The organism is Lentibacillus sp. (assembly GCF_035301675.1).
GTDB lineage: Bacteria > Bacillota > Bacilli > Bacillales > Amphibacillaceae > Lentibacillus.
This window is the reverse complement of record NZ_DATGTT010000062.1, coordinates 13,617-33,910: the sequence shown is the minus strand read 5'-3', so window position 1 is coordinate 33,910 and position 20,294 is coordinate 13,617. Positions and strand designations below refer to the sequence as shown.

Annotated in this window: 20 protein-coding genes; 14 read left to right on the top strand and 6 right to left on the bottom strand. The window is 44.4% G+C overall.

What is annotated here, in order from left to right:
- The coding region (locus VK097_RS11050) for a class I SAM-dependent methyltransferase (RefSeq protein WP_324211857.1) at positions 1 to 320 on the top strand (320 nt) is incomplete at its 5' end.
- A 172-nt stretch (positions 321 to 492) separates the two neighbouring features.
- Here the strand turns inward: VK097_RS11050 and VK097_RS11045 are convergent.
- The 3 genes from VK097_RS11045 to VK097_RS11035 form a co-directional block, all read right to left on the bottom strand.
- Complete coding sequence (locus VK097_RS11045) at positions 493 to 2,583, bottom strand: heavy metal translocating P-type ATPase (RefSeq protein WP_324211856.1); 2,091 nt, start codon at positions 2,581 to 2,583, stop codon at positions 493 to 495.
- Complete coding sequence (locus VK097_RS11040; RefSeq protein WP_324211855.1) at positions 2,552 to 2,920, bottom strand: ArsR/SmtB family transcription factor; 369 nt, start codon at positions 2,918 to 2,920, stop codon at positions 2,552 to 2,554. The genes VK097_RS11045 and VK097_RS11040 overlap by 32 nt, the downstream gene beginning before the upstream one ends.
- A 176-nt stretch (positions 2,921 to 3,096) precedes the next feature.
- On the bottom strand, positions 3,097 to 3,723 hold the full coding sequence (locus VK097_RS11035) for a VOC family protein (RefSeq protein ID WP_324211854.1): 627 nt from the start codon (positions 3,721 to 3,723) through the stop codon (positions 3,097 to 3,099).
- Positions 3,724 to 3,903: 180 nt separating this feature from the next.
- Between VK097_RS11035 and VK097_RS11030 the strand changes: the two genes are divergently transcribed.
- The 7 genes from VK097_RS11030 (at position 3,904) to VK097_RS11000 (ending at position 9,614) form a co-directional block, all read left to right on the top strand.
- Positions 3,904 to 4,596 (top strand): response regulator transcription factor, encoded by a 693-nt coding sequence (locus VK097_RS11030; protein ID WP_324211853.1) that lies wholly within the window; start codon positions 3,904 to 3,906, stop codon positions 4,594 to 4,596.
- Positions 4,596 to 5,948 carry a HAMP domain-containing sensor histidine kinase gene (locus VK097_RS11025; RefSeq protein WP_324211852.1) on the top strand — a complete coding sequence of 451 codons (1,353 nt, stop codon included), beginning with the start codon at positions 4,596 to 4,598 and terminating at the stop codon, positions 5,946 to 5,948. Before VK097_RS11030 ends, VK097_RS11025 begins: the two co-directional genes overlap by 1 nt.
- Positions 5,949 to 6,042: 94 nt before the next feature.
- Positions 6,043 to 6,795: a PepSY domain-containing protein gene (locus VK097_RS11020; RefSeq protein WP_324211851.1), complete on the top strand. Its 753-nt coding sequence runs from the start codon at positions 6,043 to 6,045 to the stop codon at positions 6,793 to 6,795.
- 160 nt (positions 6,796 to 6,955) lie between these two features.
- Positions 6,956 to 7,846, top strand: a complete 891-nt coding sequence (locus VK097_RS11015; protein ID WP_324211859.1) for a YegS/Rv2252/BmrU family lipid kinase — start codon at positions 6,956 to 6,958, stop codon at positions 7,844 to 7,846.
- Between the two features lie 254 nt (positions 7,847 to 8,100).
- Positions 8,101 to 8,373 (top strand): glutaredoxin family protein, encoded by a 273-nt coding sequence (locus tag VK097_RS11010; RefSeq protein ID WP_324211850.1) that lies wholly within the window; start codon positions 8,101 to 8,103, stop codon positions 8,371 to 8,373.
- Positions 8,374 to 8,455: 82 nt separating this feature from the next.
- A complete protein-coding gene (locus VK097_RS11005) occupies positions 8,456 to 8,809 on the top strand; it encodes a YppG family protein (RefSeq protein WP_324211849.1) in 354 nt (117 codons plus the stop codon).
- A 100-nt stretch (positions 8,810 to 8,909) separates the two neighbouring features.
- On the top strand, positions 8,910 to 9,614 hold the full coding sequence (locus tag VK097_RS11000; RefSeq protein WP_324211848.1) for an alpha/beta hydrolase: 705 nt from the start codon (positions 8,910 to 8,912) through the stop codon (positions 9,612 to 9,614).
- On the opposite strand, the gene VK097_RS10995 is transcribed toward VK097_RS11000, so the two are convergent.
- Both VK097_RS10995 and VK097_RS10990 read right to left on the bottom strand, forming a co-directional pair.
- Positions 9,611 to 10,465 (bottom strand): DegV family protein, encoded by an 855-nt coding sequence (locus VK097_RS10995; RefSeq protein WP_324211847.1) that lies wholly within the window; start codon positions 10,463 to 10,465, stop codon positions 9,611 to 9,613. The genes VK097_RS11000 and VK097_RS10995 overlap by 4 nt on opposite strands.
- 162 nt (positions 10,466 to 10,627) lie before the next feature.
- Positions 10,628 to 11,533 carry a DMT family transporter gene (locus tag VK097_RS10990; protein ID WP_324211846.1) on the bottom strand — a complete coding sequence of 302 codons (906 nt, stop codon included), beginning with the start codon at positions 11,531 to 11,533 and terminating at the stop codon, positions 10,628 to 10,630.
- 498 nt (positions 11,534 to 12,031) lie between these two features.
- Between VK097_RS10990 and cshA the strand changes: the two genes are divergently transcribed.
- The 3 genes from cshA to VK097_RS10975 all read left to right on the top strand — a co-directional run bounded on the left by cshA (position 12,032) and on the right by VK097_RS10975 (position 15,618).
- The gene (cshA, locus tag VK097_RS10985) at positions 12,032 to 13,519 is read left to right on the top strand and encodes a degradosome RNA helicase CshA (RefSeq protein WP_324211845.1); all 1,488 of its coding nucleotides are present in this window, start codon (positions 12,032 to 12,034) and stop codon (positions 13,517 to 13,519) included.
- Positions 13,520 to 13,709: 190 nt separating this feature from the next.
- The gene (locus VK097_RS10980; RefSeq protein WP_324211858.1) at positions 13,710 to 14,189 is read left to right on the top strand and encodes a PH domain-containing protein; all 480 of its coding nucleotides are present in this window, start codon (positions 13,710 to 13,712) and stop codon (positions 14,187 to 14,189) included.
- On the top strand, positions 14,182 to 15,618 hold the full coding sequence (locus VK097_RS10975) for a PH domain-containing protein (protein WP_324211844.1): 1,437 nt from the start codon (positions 14,182 to 14,184) through the stop codon (positions 15,616 to 15,618). The genes VK097_RS10980 and VK097_RS10975 overlap by 8 nt, the downstream gene beginning before the upstream one ends.
- Positions 15,619 to 15,937: 319 nt before the next feature.
- Here VK097_RS10975 and VK097_RS10970 read toward each other — a convergent pair whose 3' ends face one another.
- On the bottom strand, positions 15,938 to 16,696 hold the full coding sequence (locus VK097_RS10970) for a rhomboid family intramembrane serine protease (RefSeq protein ID WP_324211843.1): 759 nt from the start codon (positions 16,694 to 16,696) through the stop codon (positions 15,938 to 15,940).
- Between the two features lie 411 nt (positions 16,697 to 17,107).
- Here VK097_RS10970 and acpS point away from each other — a divergent pair, with 411 nt between their 5' ends.
- The 3 genes from acpS to VK097_RS10955 all read left to right on the top strand — a co-directional run bounded on the left by acpS (position 17,108) and on the right by VK097_RS10955 (position 20,248).
- The gene (gene acpS / locus VK097_RS10965) at positions 17,108 to 17,485 is read left to right on the top strand and encodes a holo-ACP synthase (protein ID WP_324211842.1); all 378 of its coding nucleotides are present in this window, start codon (positions 17,108 to 17,110) and stop codon (positions 17,483 to 17,485) included.
- 156 nt (positions 17,486 to 17,641) lie between these two features.
- Positions 17,642 to 19,165 (top strand): NAD(P)H-hydrate dehydratase, encoded by a 1,524-nt coding sequence (locus VK097_RS10960; RefSeq protein ID WP_324211841.1) that lies wholly within the window; start codon positions 17,642 to 17,644, stop codon positions 19,163 to 19,165.
- Positions 19,166 to 19,231: 66 nt separating this feature from the next.
- Positions 19,232 to 20,248: a LolA family protein gene (locus tag VK097_RS10955; RefSeq protein ID WP_324211840.1), complete on the top strand. Its 1,017-nt coding sequence runs from the start codon at positions 19,232 to 19,234 to the stop codon at positions 20,246 to 20,248.
- Positions 20,249 to 20,294 lie beyond the last annotated feature (46 nt).

Below are 20,294 nucleotides of genomic sequence, written 5' to 3'. Positions count from 1 at the left end.
ACCATGTGCTTGGGATAGGTTTTGGTTCAGGGAAGGCGATGAAAGATGCACTGGAGCAGAGGAATAACCTGTCGATCATCGGGGTAGATCCTTCTGACGTGATGGTTTATCAGGCACTAAGGCGGTTAAACAAACGTTTGACCAATGGCCAAATCAGGCTGATAGAAGGAATAGCAGAGAGCATGCCTGCTTTGCCGCAAAAAGCAGATAAAGTGATTGTCATTAATAATGTGCCGTTCCGGGAAAGTCCGGTCGAAACACTTAAACATATTCGCCGGGAAATGAACGATGGCGTAAAGATAGCCTTAATGATCGATTAGACCGCATGAAAAAGGATCATCGGATGAAACGAGTGACCTGACCGGCGGGTAGATGTCTGCACTGTTGACGTACGCCGGTTTCAATAATGTTGAATTCTTTTTTTACCAACAAAGCCAAATAATACAGTATGTGCACTGGGGATAAAATAAGCTGATCACTCGTTTCGGATGATCAGCTTATTTTTATCAGTCTTAATGCATTCAATGTCACGAGCAGCGTCGCCCCCATATCAGCAAAAATGGCAATCCATAGTGTCAGCCAGCCGGGAATGACGAGCAAGAGGGCAAGGATTTTAATGCCGATTGCAAAGCTGATATTTTGCTTGATGATGCCCAGCGCTTTGCGGCTCAATTTAATGGTATACGGGAGTTTATTCAAGTCGTCTCCCATTAAGGCAACATCAGCTGTTTCCAATGCACTGTCTGTTCCGGCAGAGCCCATTGCAATGCCGACTTTGGATGCTGCCAGCGCCGGGGTATCATTTATGCCATCACCAATCATGGCGATATTGCCATTTACCTGTTCTTTGACGAAGTTCAGTTTATCTTCGGGAAGCAGGCCTGATTTAACGTCGGTCAGCTTTAAGTCGTCTTTTAATGCATTGGCTGTCTGTGCATGATCCCCCGTCAGCATATACGTCTGCTTGATTCCGAGATCATGCAATTTCTGGATGACTGGTTTACTTTCGGCCCGCGGTTCATCGCGCAGCGCAACAGCCATCAGCAGCTCATCATTCGAGCCGCATAACATGACGGTTTTGCCTGCTTTCTGATAGTTCTTAATCTGTTTGGCCGACTCACTTTTAAAGAAATCAGGTGAGCCGGCGTAAACCGTCTCGCCGTCAATTTCACCCTGAATGCCTTTGCCGTGAACGGTGGTGAATGATCGGACTTCCGCCGATGGAATATGTTGATGCTCATCATCCAAATAGGTTAAAATCGCTTTTGCCAGTGGGTGGTTCGATTTAGTCTCCAGCCCCTTTAGGCAACTGAGTGCTTTGCTGCGTTTGTCGGTGAAAAAGTGAATGTCCGTAACCTGTGGTGTTCCTTGTGTCAGGGTGCCTGTTTTATCGAATGCGATTGTCCCAATTGTGCCGATTTGTTCAAGATGAATACCACCTTTGATCAGGACTCCGTTACGTGCGGCATTGCCGATTGCCGTTACGATAGCTACCGGTGTGGAGACTACGAGTGCACAGGGACATCCGACAACGAGCACCGCAAGTCCCTGATAAACCCATGTGCCCCATAGGCCGCCGAATAGAGGCGGGATAACAGCGACTAATGCGGCAATGGCTATAATGGCCGGTGTGTAATATGCGGCAAACCGATCAACGAATTGCTGTGCCGGAGCCCGTTCCTCCTGCGCCTCTTCGACCATATGAATAATTTTTGCGATGGTCGTATCTTCTGCTTCCTTCGTCACTTCGATTTCCAGGAAACCGTCCTGATTAATGGTGCCCGCAAAAACGTCATCTCCGTCTGCTTTCTCCGCTGGCATTGATTCGCCGGTAATCGAAGACTGGTTGATGGAAGAAAATCCATCGATAATCGTGCCATCCATCGGGATGCGTTCACCCGGTTTAACAAGCATGATGTCGCCAACCATTATATCCGCGACAGCCAGCGTCCGTTCGCTTCCGTTTCGTCTGATACGTGCTTTGTTCGGGGATATTTTCATTAATGAGCGGATTGATGATCGTGCTTTGTCCATCGAATAGGATTCCAGAGCTTCGCTGATGGCAAATAAAATCACGACAACAGCAGCTTCACGCCATTCACCGATGAGAGCAGCCCCAGTCACCGCGATCGTCATTAATGTTTTCATATCAAAGCGAAATTTGGTCAGATTGATCAGACCGGCTTTAAAGAGACTCAATCCCCCCACAAGTGCTGACAGTCCGTAGAGTAAATTCGGCAGGTAATGTGCATTGCCAAACATGGTATTGGCGATGAAACCAAAAACAACCAGCAACAAAGCAAGCAGAACCTTATCATGCCGCACCCAGAATGGCTCTTTCTCAGGTTCAGTATTCTCCCTGATGACTTTAATATTTTCAAATGATCCAGCTTTTTCAATATCGGCAATGGATGCTTCTCCGACAACATCAATTTTTAATGTGGAAAAATGGACTTTTGCATCCTCTACGCCATTAATGTCTTTTACATTGTTTTCAAATGTCTGAGCACAGTTGGCACATGATATGCCGTTAAGCCGGTGCGTTTGCGGTTCAGACGACATGAGTGCCTTCCTCCTTTCCATGAAGGAATCCCTGTGTGATAACTTGTTTCATGTGTTTATCCGACAATGAATAGTAGGCAAGCTTTCCCTCTTTGCGAAATGTGGCAATCCCGGCCTTGTGGAGTTTCCGCAAGTGATGGGAGGTTGTGGCGATAGTCGCTTCAATAATGTTGGCAAGATCACAGACGCAAAGTTCCTTTTCAACTAATAGTGCGGATGCTATCTTCAGTCTGTTCCGGTCTGCCAAAAGTTTATATAATCCGATAACGTTATCAATCGGCTGGTTAATCAATTCTTGTTTGACATGATCGACTTTTTCCTCATTGATACAGGTAACATCACAAATGTCCTGAGCCATGAATTACACCTCATTCAAATGAATGTTTGATTGTATTATATTCAAACCTATATTTGAATGTCAATAGGAAAAGCCGGCATTACCCTCATCTTTGCTGAGGATAAATGCCGGAATGCAGATGGTATAAGGTGTTCAGTCAAGTAAGGGTATGAGTTGGGCAGATTGCCGCACGAGTACTAGCCAATCGAAAAATGGAATTCATCAGAAAGTTTCAATACCGCATTATCGAGCTTGGCTGTCTGATTATCAAAATACAATTGATAAATGGCCATGAACGGGTCAAGGGTTACCGCGGGTATCGAGACCAAATTTATCGTTTTGCCATTAATCAGTTTCGGGTCCCGTGGTGTATTTTTAATTTCACCCCATTCAATCAGGAAGGGCAAAACCTGTTGCTCTGCTTCCGGAAAAAGCATTCGCCATTCCAAAAAGCTTCCATCCGGGCGTTTGCGGCTTCCGGGTATGGGACCTGTATATTGAATATTGAGATTCTGCAGGTTTTTAACATTCTCATCCATTTGCTCCGTCCTGAATGCAAGCTGGATTGGCCCTTCATGCCCCTCTGCAATCTCCCGGAAAAGCAAATGGATTAATGGGTTATCTGATCTGGCTGCGGTTGTTTCATCAAAAATACCAATCCATTCGATATAGCAGTCATTGCGAAAATAAGCAAGATAGTTGTATGTCCCCCAATTGGCATGCTGACCGCCTTCTGTGACGACAATATCATGTTTCATTCCGAAATCTTCTGCTGCCTTTTCGGGATCTCTGGCAGCAACGACTATATGATCAATCGCAAGCATACGATCCCCTCCTAGTGTCATCTTATTTCAAAAAGGCGGTTATGGAAAGTATTTACACTTGTTTGCAACTGCATTTGGCTTAAGTTGTCACATATCCCTACCAAAAAACACGCTCATCTACTTTCAATTAAATTTTTGATATAGTAACTACAAGAGCTAAAGGAAGCGGGTGATTGTGGAATGGAGAATCCGAGGATTTTAATTGTCGAGGATGAAGAAAAACTGAGTCGGGTGCTGCAGCTCGAACTGGATTATGAAAGTTACCGGCCGACCGTTGCCCATAACGGGAAAAGTGCATTGGAACTATTGACAGATCAGGAATGGGACCTTGTGCTCCTTGATATTATGCTGCCGGAATTAAGTGGTATGGAAGTGTTGCGCCGTTTACGCCGTTTTGATGAAGCAACACCGATCATTCTTCTGACAGCACGGGATGAGGTTTATGATAAAGTGAACGGCCTGGATCAGGGTGCCAACGACTATATAACAAAGCCGTTTCAAATTGAAGAACTGTTGGCGCGTATCAGGGCGCAACTTCGCCAGCCACGCAGAGACGCAGCCAGGCAGCACGAAGAATTGAGTGTTGGTGAGCTGGCTGTGGATGTCGATGCCCGGGAAGTACGACGGGCCGAACAGCTTATCGAACTTACGCCAAGGGAATTTGATTTACTTGTGTATCTGCTGAAAAATAAGAACGTTGTATTGACCAGAGATCAGCTGATTGAACACGTTTGGGGATTTGATTATTTTGGGGATACCAATGTGGTCGATGTTTACGTTCGTTATTTGCGCCAGAAGGTTGATAAGCCATTTGATCATCCATATATTCAGACCGTCCGCGGTGTCGGTTATACGATAAAGGAACATGCTTAATGAAGCTTTCTGTAAAAATCCGGATGTTTTCCAGTTTATTTATGCTTGTATTGATTTTACTAGTTAACACGTCGATTTACTATTTGTTTCATACAATATCGCTGGACAGTGAACTTGACGATTTGAACAGGCAAACAAATGAAATCGTTGAAACATTAAATGGCAATCCGGATATTCCAAGAAACGAACTGCTGGATGCTTATGTACCAACAGAAGGTATGATTCGTGTCATTGATGAAAACGGCAACTATGTTATACCGCAAAAGATGAAGAAATATGCCTATAGAGAGCTGCCATCAAATTATTCAACGAATGAGATAAGATCGGTCATCTCAATGAATGACCAGCCGGATTTTGCGACTGTTGCCAAACCAATCATCTGGGAGGACGGAAATATTGTCACATTACAGGTTTATAAACATCTGACAGGACATGCGTCGACTATGGAAACATTGTTTTACGTCCTAGTTGTGGCCTCATTAATCATGTTGATTCCAACGATTGTAGCCGGCATCTTTTTGTCCCGGTTTATTACAAGGCCAGTCCAGGAACTGACCGCCGCCATGAAGGAAAACACCGCATACGGCAACTGGAAAAAAATCAGTGAAGCCGATCAGTCAAAAGATGAATTATATGAAATGAAAGTCACGTTTAACCGGATGATTGATTATTTGCGGGAGAACTTTGAGAAACAGGAGATGTTTGTTTCAGATGCTTCCCATGAACTGAAAACACCCATTTCTATTGTCAAGAGCTATTCCCAGCTGATGAAGCGGCGTGGAGCTGATAACCCCGAATTATTGCAGGAGTCCACAGAAGCCATTGAATCACAGGCAGACCGGATGGAGAAACTTGTTGAGCAGATGCTGCTGCTGGCCAAAAACAAGGACAGGGAAGTGTATAAACCATTCAATATCGTTGAGCTGTGCCGGTCGACAGCAGAGACGTTTAAAGGAGCCTATGACAGAGAGATCTTATTCAGTACATCTGCAGAGATCCTTCAAGTCACCGGCAGCTATGATCAGCTGCAGCAGGTTGTCTATATTTTAATGGATAACGCGGTTAAATACAGTCAGGACACTGTCAAACTGTCTGTTACACAAGATGGCCAGTATGTTAAAGTGGAAGTGCAGGACAGTGGACGAGGGATCCCTGAGACGGAACAGGAAAAAATATTCGACCGCTTTTACCGGATTGACAAATCGAGAAGCAGGGAAACAGGCGGAACCGGACTGGGGCTATCTATTGCGAAGACCATTGCGGAGGCACATGATGGCACACTCACAGTTTCAAGTGCAGCCGAAGAAGGATCCACATTTAAGCTGCAGCTCCCGGTTTCTCAAAAAGATTAATGGTTTTCTCATTATTTTCTAATCTGGCGCACAGTGTCTTTTCATTTACAGAGGATATGATGTAATCAGAAAACAAATGAGGAGGATTTAATACATGAAAAAGAAAATTGGCATCGTATTAACTGTAATACTAGGCATTTCCGCTCTGGGGCTTGGAATGCTTCAGTCAAGTGCATCAGAAGCATCACCTAAAATGGACCGGCAGGAAATCACGGATTTAATCAAGTCGCAATATCCGGGTGAGATTACCGAACTGGAACTGGATAAAGAAGGCACACGGGCAGTATACGAAGCGGAACTACACGATGGCAGCAAAGAATATGAAATTAAACTGGATGGCAATACGGGTAAAGTTTTAGAACTCGATGAGAAATTTACCGCCGATGCTGATAAAGAACAAAACAAAGCCAACAGCAATGAGAAAAAGTCCGGAAAAGAGGACAGTGGTCAGAAAAAAGCTTCTCAAGCACGCGATGACGACCATGACGACAAAAATGACTCCGGTCAGGACGACAAAGCCAATATGGAATTGAGCAATAAAAGTAACAGTGATGGTAACAAAAATAACCAGTCACAAAAATCGGCAGTCATTGATTCAGCCGAAGCAGAAAAAATTGCAAAAGATGCATTCCCGGGTACGATTATCCAACTGGAACTCGATGAAGATGATGGCCAATTATATTACGAAATCGAAATGAAATCCAAAAAGAAAGAAGCCGATCTTGAAATAAATGCGTATACAGGTGACATTCTGGTGATGGAAATCGATAATGATGATGGCGATGACCATGATGATAGCGACGACGATGATGACGACAATGACGATAATGATGGAGATGATAATTAATATAATCAGGTCTGCTTAGACTATCCCCTCAAGCTATGTGAAGCACTGGCTTGTGGGGATTTTTTATGCGAAAGCTTCTTCCTTCTTATCTATGTTCTAACTCGTTTAAAATAGGGTAAAGTAATGGATAAAGAAGCGGAAGGGGATTAAATTGAAATATGTGAAAGGGTTGTTCATCTATAACGGCACTGCCGGAAATGAAAATATCGAACAAAAACTTTCCCAGGCGCTTCCGGTTCTTGCAAAGACGATCAAGAAACTGACTGTCATCCAGACGGAATCAACCGAAGAAGCGAAAACCACCTTCAGAGAATACGCTTTAAAAGTGGACATTATGATTATTCTTGGAGGAGACGGCACACTTCATGAATGTGTGAACTGCATTGCGCCTTTAAACAAGCGGCCGGTGATCGCAGTTTTGCCTGGGGGTACATGTAATGATTTCAGCAGAACTTTAAGTATGCCCCAAAACCTGTACCAGGCAGCCCAGGCAATTGCGGCAGGAGAAGTGGTCGATGTGGACGTGGGGAAAACCTCGGACAAATACTTTTTGAATTTTTGGGGGATCGGGCTCGTTTCGGAAACATCATTAAATATTGATGCAGAGCAAAAGAAAAGCTTTGGTGTCCTGAGTTATTTGATGAGTACATTGCGAACGGTTAACCAGGCAGCGCCCTTTTCGTATAAAATTAATGCTGATCATGAACAGTATGAAGGCGAAGGTGTTCTAATTCTCATATTGAATGGAAGGTTTATCGGGACGCGGGAACTGCCTTTGCCGACAGTCGCTCCGAATGACGGCAAGTTTGATGTGCTTGTCATCAAAAACTCCACACTTGCTTCATTCAGGGAATTACTGGCAATGAACAAACCTGATATCAATTCACAACAGCTAACAGAACTCACTCATTTTCAGGCAGCTTCGGTAAAAGTATCAGCCCCTGAAGAAAAAGCAATTGATATGGATGGGGAGGTTGATAGGACCACGCCGGACGACATAACAATTTTACCGAAGCATATCCCGATGATTAAAAAATCACCTGAAGTGTGATATAAATCATAGCAGGCAATGATGAAAGTGGATTATGATTGTTATGCGGAGGCGGGGGTCTCTGCTCTCTGTGAATATCTTGAAAGAAGCAAACCTAATGCAACAAAAGGTTTGCTTCTTATTTTAATAACGGCAATAATGTGAGACAAATTTTATGTAATGATTTTGTAAAAAGTGTGTTTAATTTGTTACAAAGCGGGTATACATCAAGAGCCAGATAATTGATTGTTCAGAAAGAATGAGGGGGAGCATAAATGAACGAACAAGAAGTGATTGTATACACCAGTGAAAACAGCTTGCAGTGTGAGAAGCTGCTGGATCAATTGAATCAATGGGATATTGATTATAAACAACGAAATGTGACCGAGCATAAGGAATACTTGGATGACCTTCAGGAAGAGGGAATATTTGGTACGCCTGCGACATTCGTGGATGAAAAAGTGGTATTGGGCGCACAAGTCAATAAAATCAAACATGCGCTGGGGATGTCCGAGCATTATCATTCGTATACGTCTTTTAACCGATAGCAAAGTCAAGTAAGGGTCATTTCACACATCTTAAGAATGGTTTTCATATGATAACGCAAGATCATTCAAAGAGGTGTGTACTATGTTAAGAAGGTCATATCCTTATCAGCAGCCCTACTACAACAGCCAAGCAAACTTTAATACTCATATAGCCAATCCAACCGGTACTGACAACGCACTATACTATCCAACAGCATTTGACATGTATGCCAAACCGAAACAGCCTTTAAATTGGCTGACAAAATCCTATTCTGAAGCGCCATCTCCTCATCAGCCAAAGCCAAACAACCCTTTATATTATTTTCAGGACCATAACGGTGAACTTGACCTTGACAAGATACTGTCAACGGCCGGACAAGTAGCAGATACAGTCCAGCAGATCTCGCCGATGATTAAGCAAGCAGGTAATATCATACACAGATCTGATAATTCGTAACAATTGTCCGGGTTTATGGCATTGTCGGATTATTTTGGTGTGAATTAATAAGCACAGATAAGGAAAAATGAAGATATACGAATCTTAAGGAGAATTTGACATGACTGGATGTCTTATCATTCATGGATATACGGGAAGCCCATATGAAGTCGGGCCGTTGGCGGATTACCTGAAAGAATATACAGACTGGCATATAAAAGTCCCTACATTGCCCGGGCACGGAAGCGAACTGGCATTGGATAATGTGTCACATGAAAAATGGCTGACAGCGGCTGAAGAATCGCTCAAACAATTAAAAGATAAAACGGACACAATATATCTGATTGGATTTTCGATGGGGGGTATGATAGCAGCTTATCTGGCATCCAAACATGATGTTGATAAGCTGGTATTGCTGGCTCCATCAGGTAAATATTTATCATTCCGGCAAATCATACGGGATTTTAAGGGTGTAGTTGCTGACGGGTTCAAAGGAAAACTTAAGCAGAACAATTTATATTTGCATTATAAACGTAAATGGGGAACGGTGCCGTTTAAGGCAAATATTGAATTCCTCAAACTGATCCGGTTTACCCGTCGATATTTAAACAAAGTGACATCTCCCGTGTTGATCGCTCACGGGCAGCAAGATATGATGGTGCCGTATAAAACGGGCTATTACCTGGATAAGGAAATTACCTCGGAACAGAAAGAAGTCGTGTTTTTTGAACGTTCAAGGCATCTGATTTGTCTGGGTGATGATAATGTTACATTGAATAAGATGGTTTATGATTTTTTACACAGGCAGATTCCGCCGGCGAATTAGTTTCTAAAGAACGAAATAACCAAGCCGCCTTCACCTGCATATGTCGCGATCAGCGGGCCCATGTCTGTCAGATGGGCATCCATGAAAGGATATTTTTCCCGGATGTCTGCAAGCACTTTTTTGGCACGGTCTTCAGCATTGCAATGTGTCATCGTAATGATCTTGTCCTCGAAGTTTTTGGTGTGTTCACCGATTTGTTCTACAAAACGTCTAATCGATTTTTTATCCCCGCGCACTTTTTCAGTAACTTCAATGGTACCTTCATCACTTCCGCGCATCAGCGGTTTAATGTTCAACGTTTTGGCTATGGTGCCTTTCACGCGGTCAAGGCGCCCGCCGAGAATCAGGTTTTCCAGCGTTTTCAGCACAAACAGCGTATTCGTCTGTTCAACCCGTTCATATAAATGATCAATGAGTTGTTCATACGTATAATTTTCGTCCATTTTTGCTTTTGCTTCGTACAGTAAGAGCCCAAGCCCGCAAGAAGCGGTTTTGGAGTTGATGACTTCGATTTGCCTGCCTGGCTCCTCTTCAAGCAGCATATGTTTAGCCAACACCGCATTTTCGTATGTGACACTCAAACCCTTTGAGATACTCAGCATAACAATTGGTGTGTCGGGACTGACCTGTTTGTATGCTTCATAAAAATCATTCGGGCTTGGTGCGGATGAGCGCGGCAGTTCATCTGATTCGTCCATTTTTTGGTAGAACGCTTTCAGATCCATCGTCACACCTGCTTTATATTCCTCATCCCGGAATTGCAAATAGAGTGGTACAACTCTTATATCCAGCGCTTCATTCAAACGTTTTGGGATGTCCGCTCCGCCGTCGGTCATTAATTGTATACGCATCATTTCACCCAATTCAATTGTGTTGTGTACTTATTATACCAGTTATTATGACTGTGAAAAGCATAATCGGCAAAGATTGATGAAAACTTCAAAATTTAAGCGCAAAAACGCCAGGCAACTCTCATCCGGGGCGTTTTTGCGCTTGATATTAATCATTTTAAATCAATTCCGATGCGATATGGTGACTTTCCGTTTCTTTGTTGTGCTCATGATAAACAGAAACAGCCCGAACAGAACAATTGAGCCGCCCAGCCATTGCGACCATGTAATCGTCTCGCCCAGTATGAAGTAGGCAAGGATGGATGCGCCGACCGGTTCGAACACAATACCCATTGAGATTGTTGCCGTGCTCAGCCACTTCAATGCCCAATTAAATAACGTGTGGCCGAGGAAAGTCGGGAAAATCGCCAATGCCAGGAAAATGAGCCAATGATCGGCGGAATATCCGAAAAAAGTGTTGCCGGCAATCAGGTTATAGAGAAAAAGTGTTACCGAGCTGATGCCATATACGACGAATGTATAAGTCATTAGCGACAGCCGTTTTCTGACCCGCTGCCCCATCAAAAAGTAAGCCGTTATTAAAATTGCCCCCAATAGGGCAAGCACATCACCAAACAATGCGATGCCGCTGATTTGAAAATCACCCCAGCTGATAATCACACTTCCCAGAAGGGCGATGACCATACTGATGATGGCACCGTATGAAAAACGTTCCTGGAAAAAGAAATATGTTCCCAAAAAGGCAAATATCGGCTGCAATGTCACGAGAACGACGGAGCTCGCCACAGATGTATAATTCAGGGATTCGAACCAGACAATAAAATGAAATGCCAGAAAAATACCGGCGAATGACGAGAATAGCCAGTCTCTTTTTTGAATAAATTGAAATTCGTCCCGGTTTTTCAGCAGGATGTATGGCGCCATAATCAGCACTGCCAGCAGCAGGCGATAATTTGCAATAATAGCTGAGGGTGCCTGGTCCGCCAGTTTGACCAGCACTGCTGAGGTTGAAACAGAGATGACACCGATAACAACCGGAATATATGGATTAAACGGAGGGATTCGCATATATAACCTCCTTTGTTTACTTTTTCGTTATTGAATCTTTTTCCGCATGTAACTGGCAGCAGATCCAGCGGGGAATCCAACTGCCAGTATTGTCCGATCCAGTATTCAGTGGGGTGACAACCCCTCTTCTGATTAAAGTGTCTCTTTGTATTTTATCATGCACCAAATAAAAAATCATTATAGCGCGTGTTCAAAAAAGGGAGCTAAGTGAAACTACCTTGACATGTATCACCCGCTGGAAAAAGTGCTTTTCTTTTCCAGGAGGCGGAAAATTAAGCCAGCCAGAAATACCGACTTGCCATTTTTACCGGACTTTTTGAACAATCCCTTATAGGAAGTAGTGGATATTGACCAAGTGACTGTGTTAATATGAAATGACTGTTATTTTGGATGAGAGTTCACGAATGAGGCCTTTTTCCATTAATTGGAAAAGCCTCTTTTTACAGCTATCATACGTTAACTGATATATACCGAAATAAGAAGGAGAAGATTTATAAAGTGACAACATTCAATGAGTTAAATATTTCACAGGCCATTATGAAAGCATTGCAAAAAATGGGCTTTGAAGAGGCAACACCAATTCAGGCGGAAACGATTCCGCTTGCAATTGAAGGAAATGATGCTATTGGACAGGCACAGACAGGAACGGGAAAGACCGCTGCATTCGGTATTCCGATGATTGAAAAAATCGATCCGCAGCAGCGGAAGATTCAAGGATTGGTCGTTGCTCCGACAAGGGAACTGGCAATTCAGGTTGCCGAGGAACTGAACAGGCTCGGCAAAATCAAAGGTGTGCGCTCAATGTCAGTTTACGGCGGCCAGCATATGGAACGCCAAATACGTGCTCTGAAAGATGGACCGCACATCGTCGTCGCGACACCTGGAAGACTGCTTGACCATATGCGGCGTAAAACAATCCGGACGGAAAGTATCCAGACAGCTGTTTTAGACGAAGCGGATGAGATGCTGAATATGGGCTTCATTGAAGATATCCGCGATATATTGAAAAACATTCCGGAAGAGCGGCAGACTCTGTTATTTTCCGCAACGATGCCAAAAGAAATCCGCGATATTGCCACGAACCTGATGAAAAGCCCTAAAGAAATCAAAGTGAAAGCAAAAGAGATGACGGTTGAAAACATCGATCAATATTTTATTGAAATTCCCGAGAAACAGAAATTCGATACATTGACCAACCATCTGGACTTCCATGCACCAACGCTTGCCATTGTCTTCAGCAGGACAAAAAAGCGTGTGGATGAAATTACTGACGGACTTCAGGCTCGCGGATTCCGTGCAGAAGGGATTCACGGAGACTTGACGCAGGGGAAGCGGATGTCCGTTTTGAACAAATTTAAAAATAATCGTGTTGATGTACTGGTCGCTACGGATGTAGCAGCGCGGGGACTGGATATTTCCGGTGTGACGCACGTTTACAACTTCGATATCCCGCAGGACCCCGAAAGCTATGTACACCGGATCGGACGTACCGGCAGAGCAGGCCGAACCGGGGAAGCTGTTTCGTTTATTACGCCAAGGGAAATCGCACATTTGAACGTGATCGAAAAAGTGACGAACAGCAAAATGAAGCGGATGGCCCCACCGACGTATCAGGAAGCGAAACGCGGTCAGCAGCAGGCAGCAGCAGACAAGCTGCGGAAAAAGATCGGGCAGCAGGAGTTGCAGGATTATCAGGAAACCGCCAGTGAGCTGCTCCAGGATCATGATTCTATAACGGTTGTGGCTGCTGCTCTTAAAATGATGACGAAAGAACGGCGCAATGCCCCTGTCAATATTTCATCCGTTCAGCCGATCAGCGTGAAAAAAACGCAGAGTGGCGGCAAGAACAATAAAGGCAGACCACAGAACAAGAAATTTTACGGAAAACGCGGTCAGGGCGGACGCAAGCAAGGAGGCCGCAATCAAGGCGGACGAAACCGTAAAGGAAACTACCAGAAGCACCGTAACCGTAAACCGAATAACTAAAAGGCGGCTAAAGACTCGGGGGACATTCCGGGTCTTTTTGTTTGCTTCAATGTCTTCCTGGGGAGGGCTCTCGGTCATAACAGCATCTGAAGTATTTTCGACTGTCATTAACTGTTAAAAATGTCGAAACTTTGATAATATAAATCCGTATAGGATAATGGAACTAATTTTAATAGGGGAAGTGACGATTATGCGACAGCCGCCGGTTAACCGAATTGCACCCGATGCGATCAAGGCATGGAAAATTTCAGCTGCAATCGCTGAAGGGATAATCTGGCTAATAACGATTGCACTCTTCGTATTGGCCTTTATATTTGAATTTTCTTATTGGTATGGTGCCGGAGCAGTATTAATCAGCGTAATAACAACTATTTTATTTGTGTTTGTACTGCCAAAACTTCGCTGGAAGAGATGGCGCTATGAAGTGTTCGAGCAGGAGATTTATATTCAGCACGGGATCTTGATTGTGTCACGCACGCTTGTACCGATGATCCGTGTACAGCATGTTGATACAAAACAGGGCCCCATTTTGAAAAAATATGACCTGGCAAGTGTGGAAATTTCGACTGCCGCTACTACCCACGAAATACCTGCTCTCGTAGAGGAAGATGCATCGGAACTGAGGGACAGGATTTCGGCACTGGCAAGGGTGGATGAAGACGATGTTTGAAGCGAAACGATTACACCCGGCAGCGATTATTTTTAATTTAATTAGAACGGTAAAGGAATTTTTATTTGCCATAATCCTTGGTTTTATTACATTCAGGGATGAATCACTGCTGTATTTTGCTCTGATTTTAGCAGGGCTGGTGATCATTTTTATTGCGACCAGTATACTGACATGGTATCGCTATACTTACCGTATTGAAGATGATGAACTGCGTATTGAATATGGGGTTTTTATCCGCAAGAAACGCTTTATATCAAAAAACCGTATTCAATCGATCGATCTGACATCAGGCGTCATTCACCGGATTTTTAAACTGACAAAGGTGGAGATTGAAACGGCAGGATCCGGCATGAGTGCTGAAGCCTCGCTTAGTGCGGTTAAACTGGCAGAAGGGGAGGCGCTCAGGACAGAGTTGAAAGCATCCGGCGTGCAGCAACAGGCTGACGATGAGGAGTATCATGAGGAACCGGCGGAACAAACAAATCCGTCCACCACGATCAGCTTTAAACGGTTGTTTATAGCGGGAACCACATCAGGCAGCATCGGTGTCATTTTAGCTCTGACAGCAGCCGGTTTCTCCGAGCTCGAGCAATTTATTCCGGAATCATTTTATGATGAGACACTGGAGTGGGTTATCGGATTAGGGATCATTATTTTAATTGTGATGGTTATTTTTGTCTTATTATTACTTTGGCTTCTGGGGATTGCCGGAACGATGATCAAATATGGCAAATTTACGATTACAAAAAACGAAAATGAGCTGTTTATAACACGCGGTCTATTGGAAAAAAAACAATCAACCATACCGTTAAAGCGCATCCAGGCTGTTGGTATTCAGGAAAGTGTGATCAGACAGCCGCTCGGCTATGTCACAGTGTATGCAGAAATTGCCGGTGGTTCCATGGATAAAGGGGAAGATTTTTCATCGATTCTTTTTCCGATTATGAAGCAGGATGAAGTGGAGCAATTCCTGGAAACGTTTCTGCCTGATTATGCCGGGATTCAGCATGAACTGACACCATTGCCGAAACGGGCGCGGAAATTTTATATCATACGTTCTTCGGTGCTGTTTCTGCTGATTGTTGCAGCAGCGGCCATATTCTTACCATCTTTTGTCTGGATACCGATATTACTGCTGATTGCCAGTGTGTTCCTAGGCTGGCTCCGTCATAAGGATGGCGGCTTTAATGTGGAGGATCAAAAGTTGACGATAAGGCATCGTGTCTTCAGCAGAAATACAATCATGCTGTATCATAAACGAATCCAGGCATTTGAGAAAAAACAGCATAAAATGCATCAATTACAGAGCCTTGCCAGCATGACGCTTTCGATAGTGGGGAGAATGGGTACAGGTACGCACTTTACCATCAAGGATCTTGAAGAATCACATACCGATGAACTATCGGATTGGTATTCGCGGAGGAATTAAAAGAGGTTGGGACAAAAGTATTGAAATAAAGAAAATCCGAACTATGATTCAAAATTCTTCAGTTAGTTTTCGAATCAGTTCGGATTTTTAAAAGATAAGAAAGCATAAAATTTTAGCTCTAGAAATGCTTTATCAAAAAAATGCCACGTCCGGCTCCAGCGCCCAGCGACCTAGGTGAGACTCTGCAGTGCGGCGAGCGAAACATCCACCGAATAAGCCCCGGGTTGCGAGAAGTGCTGCTTCACTGAAAGCACTTGCAACACGACAAGCACCAAGTATTTTTCCGCAGCGGTGGGTTAAAACTTACCCAAGCATTATACTAAAATATTCTGCTGAATAGTCCAAGTATGACAAGGATCCCGAGGAAAATCCAAAGACCGCTTTTGAAAATCTTTTTATTCCGCTGCTTTTTTTGCCAGCGATTTGGGTCAAACCGGACGGATTCGTCATCAACGTATCCCCGTCTCAGCCACGGTGTATATGGACGGACACTATTCAATACAAGCGGTGCGAGCGCAAAGCCGCCGATAAAGCCGAACACATGAGCATAAACGTTAATGCCTGAACGTACAAATGTCATAATCAGACCGATCACCAAAATGATTGTGATAATTTGGGAGCTTGACGGGTCAATCAAATGCTTTCGGAAAGCAACCATAAAAGCATAAATGCCAAACAAGCCGTAAATGGCTCCGGATGCACCCACGTGTGAGTAAAGCGCAGGTCCTAGCAGGAACGTAGCCAGATTGCCGATCAGACCTGCCCCAAGGAAAGTGGCGATGAACTTCAGTTTGCCGAGCATCTGCTCCAGAGCGGGGCCGAATAGAACAAGTGCAAATGAATTAAACAGGACATGCATGAGTCCGGCATGGAGAAAAATCGATGTTATCAGCCGCCAGTATTCACCCTGACTGATGTAAAAGTTGACACCCATTCCCCAATCCCTTATCAGGTTGCCAAGCGGGGTGTGCAAAAAGCCGGTCAGAAGCCAAAGGACAAGCTGAATGATGATCAGCCAGGCAACAACCGGATATAATTGCATAAATTCTTTAACGCTGCGTTCGTTCCGTATAAACATGAATGCACCTCTCATCTTTCCGGAAAATGTATGAAATCTTTTTTAACTGGACAAGAATTTTTTAGCGATATTCTTATTGACGAGATAAGCTGCGTCCGGCTCCAGCGCTAATAGCTGTAGCGAGAATTCCCTCACCTCCGTCCGATAAGTCAACAGGGGCAGATCGGCTAAAACCGCCGCGATGCGCGGCAGCGCCGACCCATCTGCGACCTGTGACGCGCAGACGCAGTCCGTACGTCGCTAAACGGGCGCCCCGAGCCTTTGTTCTTCAAAACCTGGTTTTATGAACGGGTGCTGCAGGGTAGTATAATGGTAGTATTGCATTCTATAGTATGACCATTTTAATCTTACTAGAATACGCGATTTTAGTATAATGATAAACAATTTTCCGGAGAGAGGAAAGCGATTTTTATGATTAAGGGTATAGGTATTGACTTAATTGAACTGGATCGGATACAGCATAGTGTACAGCGAAACGGACGATTTGCCGGCAGAATTCTGACACAATCGGAAAAAGCATTTTATGATGCACTGAAAAATAATCGGCGGCAGATTGAATACCTCGCGGGGAGATTTGCTGCGAAGGAGGCTTTTTCGAAGGCTGCAGGCCGCGGTATTGGTAAACTGAGTTTTAAGAACATCGAAGTGACCACAGATACATATGGTGCGCCGGTGATGGACGTTGCCGGCTATGAGAACTGGAACATATTTATATCCATTACGCACAGCAGGGACTATGCAGTAGCGCAAGTTGTTTTAGAGGATGTTCAAAAAGTCCGGCAGCAATGAGGGACCGAACTTCTCGCTCCTTGTTATTATCCTCCCTTTTAAATACGCACTTATAAGGGCTTATAAGGGAAAAAGGAGTGAATATCCTTTAACGGGTGACTTTGCATAATTGAAAAGGTTGTCTCATATATTCTAGTGCGGGCAGGAGGGAATAGCGTGTATATTGTCACCGCAGAAGAAATGTACGATATGGATCATGGGGCCATTCATGACATAGGCATTGATGGCAGGATGTTGATGGAAAATGCAGGCAGGGCCATGGCAGACAGGATTGAAACACGCATCAGAAAAACGGACCGCATTCTGATTTTTGCCGGGAGCGGAAATAATGGCGGCGATGGGTTCGTGATTGCCAGAGCACTGATGGACAAAGGATACGTTGTAGCCGTTGTGCAGGTTGTACCGAATGAGAAAATTGCCGGTGATGCACTTTTGCACAAAAATTTATTAATCAGATGTGGCGGGGAAGTCCGTGTTACTCGCCAGCCACACGAAAACGAGGTGATTGTAAGAGAAGCGGATGTGATTGTCGATGCCATACTGGGGATTGGAACAAAGGGAATGCTCCGGGAACCGCTCGATGAAATTGTCACCATTATGAATGAGTCGGCTTCGTATATCATTTCGGCAGATATCCCATCAGGACTGCCGGCTGGTGAAGGAATGGGGGACTTTCAAGCGGTACAAGCCAATGAAACAATCGTCGCCGGATACCCGAAGTTGAGTGCGTTCTTGGAATCCACATCCTCTTATTACGGGAAGTGGTCGACGGTTTCATTCGGACTCCCGAAGAAAATAACAGCAAACCATGTACAACGGCAGATCTGGATGCCTGAAGATTTTCAGGCGACGATGCCCGAGCGGAAGCGTAATGCCCATAAAGGCAATCACGGGCGCGGGCTGGTCATCGGAGGCAATGCGGAAATGCCCGGATCGATTGCGATGACTGCTAATGCTGCGTTACGGACAGGTGCCGGCCTGATGGCAGTTGCCACAGCCAAAAGTGTGATACCGACAGTTGCATCACATTGTATGGAAGCAACATACCTGACGCTGGATGACACGGACGGCTTCTTGAATGGTCAGAGAGCCATCCCTTTTGACCAATTTGATGCAGCCGTTCTTGGCATGGGACTTGGGCGTCATGAAGAAGCCGGTGAATTGGTAAAACAGGCAGTCGAAGCACAGTGTCCGCTGATTGTCGATGCAGACGGTCTGTACCATTTGCAGCCGCTGCTGGAAAGGCTTTATGATCGAACAAATCCTGTTGTCCTGACACCTCATCCGGGGGAGATGGCGATGCTCTTGGACATATCAGTACCGGAACTGCTGCAATCACCGTTTGCATATACAAAAATGTTTGCTGAAAAATATCAGATTCACGTCATTCTTAAAGGAATGTTCACAATCATCACAACGCCTGAAGGCATACAAACAGTCAGCATCGCCGGTAACCAGGGTCTGGCCAAAGGCGGAAGCGGTGATGTGCTTTCCGGAATCTTACTGGCGATGATCATGCAGCCCCAGACTGTTTCCGATGCGTTATCCAATGCCTGTTTCGTACATGGAAAAGCTGCTGAACTGCTCACTGAAAAGACATATTCAGTCTATGATCTGATGGCCACCGATGTCATTAAAGGCATCACAGATGTCTATCGTACATTTCTGATAAAACCGTGACAACAGCCTTCCCTTCGTCGGTTAACAGCCCGCAAAATGTTTGAATGCGACAAGGGAGAAATGTCCATGAAAAAAATGTTTGGAATGTGGGTTGTGATTATCTTCGGCTTAATCTTTACACTTTCCGCCTGTGGCGAACAGTCCCAGGAGGATGTTGTGAAGAAATTGGAATCTAACCTTGAATCCATGAACGGATATAAAGCCAAGGCCGAAATGACGATGAATACCGGGCAGGAGGAACAGAAGTATAATATAGACATCTGGCATAAGAAAAAAGATCTGTATCGTGTGAAACTTAACAATGATCAAGATGAAAAGGGAAGCCAAATCATTTTGAAAAATGAAGACGGGGTTTTTGTTCTGTCGCCGGCATTGAATAAAAGCTTCAAGTTCCAAAAAGAGTGGCCGGAGAACGGCAGCCAGCCATACCTTTATCAATCACTTGTCACCGATATACTGAAAGATAATGAAGCTGAATTCAAAGTAAGCGAGGATCATTACGTTTTTGAAACCAAAACAAACTATCAAAGCAACAATAATCTGCCATACCAGAAGGTTTACTTTGATAAAAAGTCCTATACTCCGGAAATGGTGGAAGTGCTTGATAAAGACCGAAATGCTTTGGTACAGGTTAATTTCTCTGAATTTGATTCAGACCCCAGTTTTGAAGATGGCGATTTTGCGAGAGAGAAATATATGACAAAAGAATCTGCTGAAGAAACGGCTTCCGGGGATGGCAAAGCGGACACATTCAGCGTTGTTTACCCACAGAATATGGCAGGTTCTGAACTCGTTGAGGAATCACAGGTTGAAACGGAGAATGGCGAAAGGGTTATTATGACTTTCTCCGGCGAAAAGAAATTCACACTGATTCAGGAAAAACAGGACGTCGTGCCAACCATGTCCTCCCCACAGATGGTTCAAGGCGAAATCGTGAATATAGGACACGCGATAGGTGCCTTGTCTGACAATACCATTGAGTGGTTCAGTGGGGGAAAGAGTTTTGTTCTGGCAAGTGAAGAATTAACCAGGGAAGAATTAATTGAAGTGGCACAATCTGTCAAAGGTAAAGAAGTGAAGTAAATGAAGCGTAGCAAGCAGACTCTGGCAGAGAGGGGGTCTGCTTTTT